This window comes from Candidatus Competibacter denitrificans Run_A_D11, from assembly GCF_001051235.1.
In the GTDB taxonomy this organism is placed as follows: domain Bacteria; phylum Pseudomonadota; class Gammaproteobacteria; order Competibacterales; family Competibacteraceae; genus Competibacter_A; species Competibacter_A denitrificans.
Map to the genome: position 1 here is coordinate 1 of NZ_CBTJ020000037.1, position 12,516 is coordinate 12,516.

Here is a 12,516-nt window from a genome sequence, read left to right on the forward strand (position 1 = left end):
CTGGTTTGAGGCGAAACTCGCTATCATCCGCCCCGCCATCCGCACCTATCTGACTAATCCACTTTACAGGCTACCGGCAACTGCGTAACTCCTAAAATAAACAAACACATCAACAAAGAAACATGAGACCGGCTATTCCCCGTTTCGAACATGCCCGCTTATTGATCGTCGGTGACGTGATGCTGGATCGTTATTGGCACGGCGCCACCGCCCGAATCTCGCCGGAAGCACCGGTGCCGGTTGTTAAGGTGGAAGACGTTGAAGAGCGGCCCGGCGGTGCGGCCAATGTGGCGGTCAATGCGGCTACCCTGGGCTGTCAGGTTCGCGTCCTGGGCGTGGTGGGTGCCGACGCAGCCGCAACCGTGTTGGAGACTAAATTGCAGCGGCTGGGGGTGGCCTGCGACCTGCTGCGCCAGCCCGGCCAAGCCACGATCACCAAACTACGGGTTCTAAGCCGCAATCAGCAACTGTTGCGCCTGGATTTCGAAGATGGCTTTCCCGGATTTGAGCCAGCCGAACTCCATGCCCGATTCACCGAATACGTGACTCAAGCCGATGCTGTGGTGTTGTCCGACTATCGGAAAGGGGCGCTGCGTGAGGTTGCAAACTATATCGACAGCGCCCGGGCCGCCGACCGGCCGGTACTGGTTGATCCCAAGGGTCAGGATTTCCGGCGCTATCGTGGCGCGACGTTGCTCACTCCCAATTTGACAGAGTTTGAAGCGATTGTCGGGAAATGCCGCAATGAGATCGAACTGGTCGGCAAAGGTGAGGCACTACGGCGCGATCTGGCTCTGGAAGCCCTGTTGATCACTCGCGGCGAACAGGGCATGACCTTGTTGCAGCAGGATACCGAACCCTTGCAATTCGCTGCCCGCGCTCGTGAGGTTTACGACGTGACCGGCGCCGGCGATACCGTGATCGCCACCCTCGCTGCCGGGCTGGCCGCTGGGCTACGCCTGCCGGGCGCCACCCTGCTGGCCAATCTCGCGGCTGGTATCGTGGTCGGCAAGCTGGGTGCTGCCGGTGTGACCGTCTCCGAATTGCGGCGAGCCGTGTATGAACACGATGAACCGCCACGCGGCTTATTGGAAGAAACCCCGCTGCTGCACGCCGTTGCCGACGCTAAGGCACATGGCGAAACCATCGTCATGACCAACGGCTGTTTCGATATCCTCCACGCGGGCCACGTCGCCTATCTGGAGCAGGCCAAGCGTCTGGGGAATCGGCTGATCGTTGCGGTGAACGACGATGCCTCGGTACGCCGACTGAAAGGTGAACAACGCCCAGTCAATCCACTGTGGGAACGAATGCGGGTCTTGGCTGCTCTCTCGGCAGTCGATTGGGTGGTGCCGTTTTCCGAGGATACCCCAGAACGGCTGATTTGCGCGGTTCGGCCGGATTATCTGGTCAAAGGCGGCGATAACGATCCGGCACGGATTCCCGGCAATCAATGTGTCTGGGAGAACGGTGGTCAAGTGGTCGTGATGGATTATATCGACGGCTGTTCCACCACCAGTACCATTGCCAGGATCTTGCATCACCCATGAAAATCACCGGAACCACTATCAAGGTCGATGTAGCGATCATCGGCGGTGGCATCGCCGGCTTATGGTTATTGGCCCGCTTGCGACGGCTCGGCTTCAGCGCCTTGCTGATCGAAAGCGAAGCCTTGGGCACCGGTCAGACGATTTGTTCCCAAGGGATCATTCACGGTGGCGTCAAGTATTCATTGCAGGGCAAGGTGACTGAAGCCGCCAAGTTGATTTCGGAGATGCCGGCTGTTTGGCGGCGCTGTTTGAAAGGCGAGGGTGACATTGATCTGCGCGGTTCGTTGCTGGTGGAACATCAATACTTATTGGCAACCCGTTCGCCGCGCTCTTGGTTCGCAGGTTTGCTGGCGAGTAAGGTGGTCAACGGACGTGCGGAAAAGCTGGTCGGAATCGGCGCCGATAGTTATCCCCCCGCATTGCGTCAGGCCGCCTTTCGCGGCACTGTCTATCGTCTGGATGAGCCGATTGTTGATGTTGCCTCGGTGTTGAATGCGTTCGCCGACCAGCATCATGAAGCCATTGTCTTGTGCGAAGGGCCGGCGGTGCCCTCTGGTGATGGCGCAATTACCTTGCGTTATCTGGATCGGCCCATGCTGGCCATTCGCCCATCTTGCACGATCTTTGCTGCTGGAGGGGGTAACTCAGCGGTACTGTGGGCCTCGTTGCAACAGCGGCCCCTGCATATGGTATTGGTCAGAGGCCCCAGTCTGCCGGGGCCGATGTATGGGCATTTTGTCGGTACCCGCGATATCCCCCGCTTAACGGTGACCACTCATTGCGATACGGCTGGCCATTTGGTGTGGTATTTGGGGGGAGAACTGGCCGAAACAGGTGTCAAACGCGACCGCCAGGAACAGATTCGCATGGCTCGCCGGGAATTAGCGAGCTTGTTGCCGTGGGTTGATTGGTCGCCAACCCAATTCGCTACTTTCTCCGTGAAGCGGGCTGAAGCCCTGCAAAGCGATGGCAGCCGACCGATAGGCCCAAGCGTGATGCGCGATGGGCGAACCCTCGTGGTATGGCCGACCAAGCTGGCTTTGGCCCCGCTGCTGGCCGATCAGGTCGAAGAAATGTTGCGGAAACTCGATTTGCGGCCCCGGCCGGCGGATTTACGGCTGCTGGAGGATTGGCCACGGCCCAAGATCGCTGTCTATCCCTGGAACCGCGAGGATTTGGTGTGGAGTTAAGACCCTTGGGTGCAACCAGTTTATCGGTCAGCCCTCTTGGCTTGGGAACGGTTAAATTTGGTCGCAATGTGGGGGTGAAATACCCTCAACCTTTCGATTTACCCTCTGATCAGGAGGCTCTGACCCTGCTAGCAACCGCCTGGGATCTGGGCATTAATTTGCTCGATACCGCCCCGGCCTATGGGGTTAGTGAGGAACGGCTCGGTCGGCTATTGCAGCATTGTCGGCGGGATTGGGTGATCGTGACCAAGGTCGGCGAGGAATTCACCGACGGGGTTTCACGTTTCGATTTCTCTGCGGCTGCGACCCGCACCAGCGTGGAACGCAGCCTGCGCCGGTTGGGAGTTGAAGTGCTGGATGCCGTGCTGATTCACTCGAACGGTGACGACCTGGCGATTCTGGAACAGGCGGCCGTCCTGCCGACGTTGCTTGATCTAAAACAGGCAGGGCTGGTACGAGCGGTAGGGATGTCTACAAAAACCTTAATGGGAAGCGTGCGGGCGGTTGAATGCTGCGATTTGGTGATGCTGACTTACAATCAGCACGAACCGTCCGAATTAACGGCGATCCGCGCCGCTTGCACCGCTAACAAGGGCATCTTGATTAAGAAAGCGCTACAAAGTGGTTGGTTCAAACAAACACTCGGCAGAGATCCACTATTAGATACCCTGAACTTCGTCTACAGTGAACCGGGGATTAGCAGCGTAGTCATCGGAACACTAAATCCTGCCCATCTGCGGGCGAATGCGGTAGAGGTGGAACGGGTACTAGCCGTAAGAGCTAAAACGGCACCCTTCGGATAACCATTGATCGTTTAGCCATCGGTGTATCGCTCACAGACGCGTTCTCTCGACTATCGCTGCTACAGTGCCAACTGAAATTAGGAGGCCGGAATGCTAATTTTGACGCTAAAACGGATGATCGTGATGGAGTAATGCGGTCGTCGATGGCATTTGTTAAAGCAAATGTTCTCTCGACTATCGCTGCTACAGTGCCAACTGAAATTAGGAGGCCGGAATGCTAATTTTGACGCTAAAACGGATGATCGTGATGGAGTAATGCGGTCGTCGATGGCATTTGTTAAAGCAAATAGATTTTACTTAAGCAACGTAGCCTCGCCTCCTTTTCAGTGAGACCAGGATAGGCTGTTCCGTTATCCCAATCGTCACACAATTTGACCGTGGCAGGCGTAACCTAAAGTCGTGGATTGATAGAAATGGACAAAACGCAATTACAGTGGCTGTTGGCGGTTGTCGGAGCCGCCGTCGTGGTCCTGATCTATCTGTGGGGCATCCGAAGTCGCCTCAAGGAAGAGATCCGCAATCGCCGTCGCCGACCCTCTCAGGCCAACGAGCCGAAGTGGGGCGACGCTCCCCCCGATTTGCCGGAAGACGACGGTACGGAAGTACACGAATTCGGCGACTTAGGCCGAGTGACGCCCGATCATCATCTGGCTGATAAAATCCTGGTGGATGTGGAAATTCATCCGGTCAATCGCGAGCTTGACCCTGAACAAGCCCCACCGCCGACCAAATCGCCTTTGGAGAAACTGCTCAAGCCACCGGTACCGCACCATCCGCCGACCACTGAATCCGAGTCAACACCGTCCGCTCTTCAACGGAGCAGCACCGAGAAATCATCCGAAGCCGTTCAACCCCCGGCTAGCCAGAAATCAACCAGCGCTGCAAAAAACCCACCCATGGATCTGGGGTTAAACCAACCCCTGCCGGAAGCTGATCCAAACCCGGTACCGTCACCTGAAGCCAAGACCATGGTGGCTTTGACCGTCATGGCATCCCGCCACCAAACCTTTAAGGGAGCCGATATCCAAGCCGCCGCCGAGGAAGCCGGGCTACAACTGACTGCCTCCGGCCTGTTTGAGCGCTACCCAACCAAGGAAAGCGGTGCCGATAATCCCGTATTCAGCTTAGCGCACCTGCGCAAACCCGGCTCATTCGAAGCACAAACCCTGGCGCAACTGAGCACACCCGGCTTATTAATCTTCATGAGTCTCCCCGGTCCTTTGGACGGAACGAAGGCTTTGGACCTGCTGGTGCTCGCCGCTGACCGAGTGGCCCGAAAACTCAACGGCGTCATTTGCGACGAGCAGGGCCACCGAATGACCAACCAAGGGCTGCTCGCGCTACGCGATAAAGTCGCCAAGCTCGGCGGAACCGCGCACTAACCCACATCCTCGCTTGTTGGCACCCCCTTCATGGCACCCCACACCACCGCTGACCGCGCCGCCGAGCTGCGCGCCGAGATCAGCCGCCACGATCACCGTTATTACGTTCTGGACGAACCGGAGATCCCCGACGCCGAATATGATCGACTATTCCGGGAATTGCAGGCGCTTGAAGCAGCCTACCCCGAATTGTGCCGCCCCGATTCACCGACCCAGCGCGTCGGCGGCAAAGCCTTGCAAGCCTTCGTCGCAGTCCGCCATCAGGTGCCTATGCTCTCGATCCGTACCGAGACGGATATCGGGCCGGGTGGTGCCCGCGCTTTCGATACGCAGATACGTCGTGAGCTGGGTTTACAAGCTACCGATGACCCCATCGACTACGCCTGCGAGCTGAAATTTGACGGTTTGGCGATCAGTCTGCGCTACGAGGACGGCCTGCTGATACATGCAGTCACCCGGGGTGATGGCCAGACGGGTGAAGACGTCACCCAAAATATCCGCACCATTAAAGCGATCCCTCTACGCTTAGCAGGAACAGCACCGGCCGTGCTCGAAGTGCGTGGCGAGGTCTACATGAGTCGGCCGGATTTCGAACGCTACAATAACCGCCAACGGGCAGCGGGCCTGCCCACCTTGCTCAATCCACGTAATGCGGCGGCGGGCAGTATCCGCCAACTTGACCCCAGTGTCGCTGCCAAACGGCCGCTGTCCTTTTTCGCTTATGGCCTGGGCGAAACGCGCGGCTGGGAGCTACCCAGCGCGCACAGTGAAATGCTGGATGCCCTACTGGCGTTTGGCTTGCCAGTGAGCGCGGAGCGAGCCATCGCACAAGGTGCAGAGGGTCTGATCGCCTTCCATGGCGCTATCGCAGAGCGACGCACCGCTTTACCGTTTGATATCGATGGGGTGGTGTACAAGGTCAATCGGTTGGATTGGCAACGGGAATTGGGCTTTCGGACTCGCGAGCCACGTTGGGCGGTGGCGCACAAATTCCCGGCACAAGAAGAATTGACGGTGGTCGAAGCCATCGAGGTGCAAGTCGGGCGCACGGGGGCCGTGACACCGGTTGCGCGGCTCAAGCCGGTATTCGTGGCCGGAGTCACCGTCACCAACGCCACGCTGCACAACGCCGACGAAGTGGCCCGCAAGGACGTGCGGGTCGGCGACACCGTGCGGGTGCGACGGGCCGGCGACGTGATTCCCGAAGTAATCGGCGTGGTGCTGGAGCGACGCCCCGCCGAGGCGCTGCCTTTCACCATCCCTACCCACTGCCCGATTTGTGGCTCACCGGTGGTTCGCCCGGACGGTGAAGCGGTCGCCCGCTGCATGGGAGGGCTGCACTGTCGCGCCCAGCGCAAAGAGGCCATCCGGCATTTTGCCTCGCGGCGGGCACTGGATATCGAAGGGCTGGGCGATAAATTGATTGACCAATTGGTCGAGCGCGACTTGGTACGCGACTTGGCCGACTTATTCTCGCTGGATAGCACGACGCTTGCGAATTTGGAGCGGATGGGGACGAAATCGGCCGACAAGCTCATTGCGGCGCTGGAACACGCCAAAACCACGACCCTGGCCCGTTTTCTGTACGCACTGGGCATTCGTGAAGTCGGCGAAGCCACCGCTCTGGCGCTTGCCCATCACTTCGGCACCTTAACCGCGCTGGCGGCGGCGGATGCGGAGCGCTTGCGACAGGTGCCGGACATTGGTCCGGTGGTCGCCACCACAGTTCAGGCATTCCTGCAAGAACCCCACAATCAAGCGGTGATCGCCCGCTTGCAGGCGGCGGGCATCCACTGGGTGGAAACAGCCGTCAAATCCCCAACGGACGGCGGATTGCTCGTCGGCAAGAGCGTTGTGTTAACCGGGACATTAGAATCAATGAGCCGCGATCAGGCTGCTGATCGGTTACGGGCGGCGGGTGCTAAAGTCGCTGGCAGCGTATCGAAAAAGACCGATTACCTGATCGCCGGTCGCGATGCCGGTTCTAAGCTCGAAAAAGCACGGTCTCTAGGCATCAAGGTCTTGGATGAGGCGGGCTTGCTGGCGCTGCTGTCCGCATAGGTCATGCGAACCTCTCTCCCAACAGCGGGAGAGAGGTGAAGCAAGCGGTATTACTTCTTCTCTTCTTTTTTCGGCTCGACAACGGCCGCTGGTGCTGGTGCCGGTTTAGGCGCTTCGCTGACCTGAATTTCCTTGACCTCGATCTTGGCGCCGGATTTCAGTTTTTCCAGATAATCGTTCACCATCCGACTTTGCAGCATTTGCTGAATCTGTGGCTTCAACTCATCCAGAGAAGGCGGCGTCGCATCACGGCTATCTTCCAACAGGATGACGTGCCAGCCGAATGACGTCTGCACTGGCTGTTCGGTGTATTTACCTTTTTCCATCTTGGCAACGGCTTGGGCGAAGGGGGGCACCATCATGCTGGGAGTGAACCAGCCCAGATCGCCGCCATTATCTTTCGAACTGTCACTGGATTTGGCTTTAGCCAGCTCAGCGAAATTACCGCCCTTTTTCAGTTCGGCGATGATTTCTTTCGCTTTATCCTCGGAATCGACCAAGATGTGGCTCGCTTTGTATTCCTTGCCCTTCATAGCCGCGATGGCGGTTTCGTACTCTTTCTTAACGGCGTCTTCGCTGGGTGCGCTTTCGCTCAGCATCCGACGGATCACACTGCTCGCTAGGAGGCTGCGCTGAACCATGGCCAACTGCTGCTTGATTTGGGCATCATCGGCCAGCTTCTGCTTGTCCGCTTCCTGCACCAGCAATTCTTCCAAGACCAGTTGATCGACCAACGACTTGCTGGCTTCCGCCGAGTCCACTTTCGTGCGGCCGCGTAACTGCTGAACATATTGGTCGAAAGCCGCTTTAGAGATGGTCTTACCATTGACCACGGCTACCGGGTCAGGGATGGTAAACGGCGCTGGGACCGGTTGCGCGGCCGGTGGGGTAGCGGCTTCAGGCTTCTTATCTTCGGCAGCCAGCACACCTCCCGACAACAGGAGAGTGGAGGACAGCGCCAGCAGCGGAACGATCAATTTAGGCATTTTATGCATACGAGTGGTTTCCATCGGTGAGCTAAGTTGCAGGGGTTGAAGGTGAAGCTTCGTCCGGGGTGTGCGCTTGCGCAATACTCAACGCATGGATTTCCCGGCGCATGAGGTCGGCCACCGCCGCATGGATCAGGCGGTGACGTTGAATCAGGGTTTTGCCGACAAAAGCGGCAGAGACGAGACGGACAGTGAAATGACCACCCTCGCGTGCTCCAGCATGGCCGGCGTGAGCGGCGCTATCATCAATGATTTCCAGCCGTTCAGGTGCCAGCGCGGCCCGCAGCCGCGTTTCGAGCAACGCGATTCGCGCCGCCGTCATGCCGGCAGCACTTTGCGAAACGGATAGATCTCGACTGCAACATAAACACCCGCCGCGACATAAGGATCGGCGTCCGCCCAGTTTTTGGCAGCTTCCAGCGAGGCAAATTCGCCGACCACGAGGCTACCTTGAAAGCCAGCGGGGCCGGGGTCAGGGCTGTCGATGGCAGGGAGCGGGCCGGCCAGTACCAAGCGACCTTCCGCCAGCAGGGCGTTCAACCGCCCAAGGTGAGCGGGACGCGCAGCTAGCCGCTGCGCTAAGCTGTCGGGGGCATCACGGCCCAGGATAGCGTACAACATGGTCAGGATTCCTTAGAGGGTGCATCATCGGTTTTCAGATGACGGCTCATGTAGACAGCCTGCCCCATCACGAAAACCAAGGTCAACCCCAAGATGCCGAACAGCTTGAAATTAACCCAGGTATTTTCATCAAAGGTAAAGGCGACATAGAGGTTGATCAATCCCATCGCCACGAAAAATAGGGACCAAGCGACTGTGAGCTTGACCCAGATCGGGGCGGGAAGTTCCATCTGGTTACCCATCAACCGCTCCAGCACCGTTTTTCGACCCACAAAACAACTGCCGATAAACAGGATAGCGAACAGCCAGTTGACAACGGTCGGCTTCCATTTAACGAAAATCGGATCATGGAAAATCAGCGTCGCCCCCCCGAACACCGCCACCAGGACAGCAGTGATCAGTGGCATTTTCTCGACCCGACGATGCCGCAACCAGCTCCAAGCGACTTGTCCTAAGGTAGCGACAATGAGCACTCCAGTCGCCACATAGATATCTGCCAGTTTGTAGGCGACAAAGAACAAAACGATGGGCAAAAAGTCAAACAGCAGTTTCATGCCGATAATAGATGGTTATTGGCGTCAATGAGGAAGTAGGCGAAGGTCTACCAATGCTACCGATCCGCTGGCCATGCTGATAGGGTAAGGGAACGGCTCCATGGTTAACGTCTTGACCGGGCAACGCCAAACTGGCAAGTTGCCCACTCGATCACGATTCGCACAACCGATTAATATTACAGGCTATGAGTTCCGTTTTACAAATCCATTCGCTCAACCCACAAACACGCCTCCTGCGACAAGCGGTCGAGCGCCTAAGCACCGGCGGGGTTATCGTCTACCCGACCGATTCCAGTTACGCCCTGGGTTGCCAGCTCGGTGATAAAGCGGCGGCCGAGCGTATCCGCCATCTTCGCCAAACGGATCGGCACCACAATTTCACCTTGGTGTGCCGAGATCTAGCCGAAATCGCCACCTATGCCAAGGTGGATAATCGCCGCTATCGCCTGCTTAAGGCAGCGACGCCGGGGCCATTTACCTTTATCCTGCAAGCGACCCACGAAGTACCGCGCCGGTTGCAGCACCCCCGCCGCAAAACCATCGGCATCCGGGTACCGGATCATCCCATCGCCCGTGCTCTGCTCGCGGAGATGGGCGAACCGATCATGAGTTGTACGCTGATCCTGCCAGGCGACGATTGGCCGATGGCCGACCCTGACCAGATCGTTGAGCGCTTAAGCGGAGCCGTCGATCTGATCATTGATGGTGGCCCCTGCCAGCGGGAACCGACCACCGTGCTTGATCTGACCGGCGACGCCCCGGAATTACTCCGCCAGGGTTTGGGCGATGCCAGCCCCTTTCTCTAGTCCGCTCCGAGCAGCGCTGCGTATAATCCCACCATGCAAGAACAACTCAATACAGTTCAACTGTTAGTCGTACTGGCGCCGCCTCTGCTACTGGCGATCACCCTGCATGAAGTCGCGCACGGCTGGATGGCATGGCGTTTTGGCGATCCCACCGCCAAATCCCAGGGCCGGCTTAGTCTGAATCCCTTGCGCCACATCGATCCGATTGGCACGGTGCTGGTTCCCGGCCTACTGGCCGCGTTCGGCGGCTTTATCTTCGGTTGGGCCAAGCCAGTGCCGGTTAACTACAGCCGGCTACGTCATCCCAAGCGGGATATGGCGCTGGTCGCGCTGGCCGGACCCGGCTCTAACCTGGTTATGGCGCTGGGCTGGGGATTGATTGCGCTCATCGGCCATGGTCTGCGAAATACCTGGGCAGGACTGGGTGAACCGATGCTATTGATGGGCATTGCGGGTATCGATGTCAATGTGATGCTGGGCGTGCTCAACCTGCTACCGATTCCACCGCTGGATGGTTCACGAGTGCTGGCGGGCGTTTTGCCGAATCGGTTTGGCTTGGCGATGCTGCGGATGGAGCGTTATGGGCTGATCATTCTGGTCGTGCTCTTGGCCAGTGGTATCCTCAATCTCATGCCTCTGGTGAATGGCGTCCGCCATCTGATCCTGACGCTATTTTTCTCCTGATTCCAACTTAAAGCGCTGTTTTCATCATGGAAATCACCCTCACCGGCATCACCACGACCGGTACGCCGCATCTGGGCAACTACGTCGGCGCTATCCTGCCCGCTATTGAAGCAAGCCGCCGTAAAGACGTGCGGTCGTTCTATTTTTTGGCCGATTATCATGCCCTGGTCAAATGCCATGATCCTGCCCTGGTTCACCGCTCGCGGCTCGAAGTCGCCGCCACTTGGTTGGCGTTGGGGTTGGATGTCGAGAATGTCATTTTCTACGCCCAAACCGACATCCCGGAAATCCTGGAACTGACCTGGATGCTGACTTGCGTCACTGCCAAGGGCCTGATGAACCGCGCCCACGCCTACAAAGCAGCGGTTGCCGACAATGTGGCTGATCTGGATAAAGACCCGGACAAGGGCGTGACCATGGGATTATTCTGCTATCCGATTCTGATGGCGGCAGACATTCTGATGTTTAAGGCCAGCAAGGTGCCGGTCGGCAAGGACCAGATCCAACACCTGGAAATGGCACGCGATATCGCCGCTCGCTTCAATCATTTATACGGCGAGCATTTCGTCCTGCCGGAAGCGGTGGTGGATGAAAAAACGGCGGTGCTGGTGGGTCTGGACGGCCGCAAGATGAGCAAAAGCTACGGCAATACCATTCCCCTGTTTGAGCCGGAAAAGGCGCTGCGCAAGCTCATCATGCGCATTAAAACCAATTCGCTGCCGCCGGAAGCGCCTAAAGATCCCGATACTTGCACCCTGTTCGAGCTTTATCGGGCCTTTGCCAGCACTGAAGAAACAACGGCGATGCGCGCGCGCTACGCCCAAGGCATCGGATGGGGCGAAATGAAGCAGATTTTGTTTGAGTACCTGAACGACCGCTTGCGTGAACCGCGCACGCACTATCATGATTTGCTGGCCCGGCCGGACCATATCCAGCAAATCCTGCAACGCGGCGCAGCGCGGGCACGCGAATACAGCGCGCCGTTTCTCGCCGAATTGCGGCACGCGGTCGGCATCCGCCCGCTGGGTACTTAGGATGGCTTTCTTGGGCCATGCTGACACTACCGCAACGATAAGCAGCTAACGGGTGACCACCGTCGCTGAAAAATCACCGCTTGCCAAGGTCAGCGGTGAACCTTATCTGCAATGGCCACCCGATCTCTATATCCCCCCGGACGCACTGGAAGTTTTTCTGGAAGCATTCGAGGGCCCGCTGGATTTATTGCTGTACCTGATTCGACGCCACAATCTCAATATCCTCGATATTCCGATTGCCGAGATCACCCGACAATACATGGACTATCTGTCGCTGATGCAGGATTTACAGCTGGATCTAGCAGCAGAATATTTGGTGATGGCGGCCTGGCTGGCCGAGATCAAATCGCGGTTGTTATTGCCCGACCCTACCCCGGCCGAAGCTGAAGAGGAAGACCCACGCGCCGAACTGGTACGCCGGCTTCAAGAATACGAGCGCTTCCAGCAAGCGGCCAAGGCCCTGGATAGCCTACCGCGACTTGAACGCGATCTCTTCGTCGCCAACGTCGAAACGGTCGAAGGGCCGCCCGCCCGGATACCACCCCCAGTGGGATTAGCGGATCTGCTGGGTGCCTTGCGCGATGTGCTCGCTCGGGCTGAACTGTTTGGCCGTCACCATGTCCGGCGAGAAACGCTCTCGGTGCGTGAACGGATGAGCCAGGTTCTGGAACGGTTGGATGCGCTGCGGTTTACCCCGTTTACCGCGTTGTTCCGCCCGGAGGAAGGCCGAATGGGCACGGTGGTCACGTTTCTGGCCGTGCTGGAACTCTTGCGCGAAACCTTATTGGAATTGGCCCAGGCTGAGCCATTCGCCCCTATCTATCTCCGCAAGCGGCTTTGAG

The 12,516-nt window shown here is 58.0% G+C and carries 13 protein-coding genes; 9 read left to right on the forward strand and 4 right to left on the reverse strand.

Annotated elements, in window-relative coordinates:
- Positions 1-122 precede the first annotated feature (122 nt).
- The 5 genes from hldE (at position 123) to ligA (ending at position 6,986) form a co-directional block, all read left to right on the forward strand.
- A complete protein-coding gene (hldE, locus tag BN873_RS07730) occupies positions 123-1,550 on the forward strand; it encodes a bifunctional D-glycero-beta-D-manno-heptose-7-phosphate kinase/D-glycero-beta-D-manno-heptose 1-phosphate adenylyltransferase HldE (RefSeq protein WP_048672531.1) in 1,428 nt (475 codons plus the stop codon).
- Entirely contained in the window at positions 1,547-2,740 is a 1,194-nt protein-coding gene (locus tag BN873_RS20835; RefSeq protein ID WP_048672533.1) for an FAD-dependent oxidoreductase, read from the forward strand. The genes hldE and BN873_RS20835 overlap by 4 nt, the downstream gene beginning before the upstream one ends.
- Positions 2,731-3,543: an aldo/keto reductase gene (locus BN873_RS07740; RefSeq protein ID WP_374727156.1), complete on the forward strand. Its 813-nt coding sequence runs from the start codon at positions 2,731-2,733 to the stop codon at positions 3,541-3,543. The genes BN873_RS20835 and BN873_RS07740 overlap by 10 nt, the downstream gene beginning before the upstream one ends.
- A gap of 413 nt (positions 3,544-3,956) precedes the next feature.
- Positions 3,957-4,925 (forward strand): cell division protein ZipA, encoded by a 969-nt coding sequence (locus BN873_RS07745; protein WP_048672535.1) that lies wholly within the window; start codon positions 3,957-3,959, stop codon positions 4,923-4,925.
- Positions 4,926-4,955: 30 nt separating this feature from the next.
- On the forward strand, positions 4,956-6,986 hold the full coding sequence (gene ligA, locus BN873_RS07750; RefSeq protein WP_048672537.1) for an NAD-dependent DNA ligase LigA: 2,031 nt from the start codon (positions 4,956-4,958) through the stop codon (positions 6,984-6,986).
- 50 nt (positions 6,987-7,036) lie between these two features.
- Here the strand turns inward: ligA and BN873_RS07755 are convergent, their stop codons facing one another.
- The 4 genes from BN873_RS07755 to BN873_RS07770 are packed head-to-tail and all read right to left on the reverse strand — an operon-like array spanning position 7,037 to position 9,150.
- Positions 7,037-7,981 (reverse strand): peptidylprolyl isomerase, encoded by a 945-nt coding sequence (locus BN873_RS07755; protein ID WP_048672540.1) that lies wholly within the window; start codon positions 7,979-7,981, stop codon positions 7,037-7,039.
- Positions 7,982-8,003: 22 nt separating this feature from the next.
- The gene (locus BN873_RS07760) at positions 8,004-8,297 is read right to left on the reverse strand and encodes a BolA family protein (protein ID WP_048672543.1); all 294 of its coding nucleotides are present in this window, start codon (positions 8,295-8,297) and stop codon (positions 8,004-8,006) included.
- Positions 8,294-8,596, reverse strand: a complete 303-nt coding sequence (locus tag BN873_RS07765; protein WP_048672545.1) for a YciI family protein — start codon at positions 8,594-8,596, stop codon at positions 8,294-8,296. The genes BN873_RS07760 and BN873_RS07765 overlap by 4 nt, the downstream gene beginning before the upstream one ends.
- Before the next feature lie 2 nt (positions 8,597-8,598).
- Complete coding sequence (locus BN873_RS07770) at positions 8,599-9,150, reverse strand: septation protein A (protein ID WP_048672548.1); 552 nt, start codon at positions 9,148-9,150, stop codon at positions 8,599-8,601.
- A 185-nt stretch (positions 9,151-9,335) separates the two neighbouring features.
- On the opposite strand from BN873_RS07770, the gene BN873_RS07775 reads away from it, so the two are divergent.
- The 4 genes from BN873_RS07775 to BN873_RS07790 are packed head-to-tail and all read left to right on the forward strand — an operon-like array spanning position 9,336 to position 12,515.
- Positions 9,336-9,956 (forward strand): L-threonylcarbamoyladenylate synthase, encoded by a 621-nt coding sequence (locus tag BN873_RS07775; protein WP_048672551.1) that lies wholly within the window; start codon positions 9,336-9,338, stop codon positions 9,954-9,956.
- A gap of 33 nt (positions 9,957-9,989) precedes the next feature.
- The gene (locus BN873_RS07780) at positions 9,990-10,640 is read left to right on the forward strand and encodes a site-2 protease family protein (protein ID WP_048672553.1); all 651 of its coding nucleotides are present in this window, start codon (positions 9,990-9,992) and stop codon (positions 10,638-10,640) included.
- A gap of 26 nt (positions 10,641-10,666) precedes the next feature.
- Positions 10,667-11,674 (forward strand): tryptophan--tRNA ligase, encoded by a 1,008-nt coding sequence (locus BN873_RS07785; RefSeq protein WP_048672555.1) that lies wholly within the window; start codon positions 10,667-10,669, stop codon positions 11,672-11,674.
- A gap of 52 nt (positions 11,675-11,726) precedes the next feature.
- Positions 11,727-12,515 (forward strand): segregation and condensation protein A, encoded by a 789-nt coding sequence (locus BN873_RS07790; protein ID WP_048672557.1) that lies wholly within the window; start codon positions 11,727-11,729, stop codon positions 12,513-12,515.
- Position 12,516: the final 1 nt, after the last annotated feature.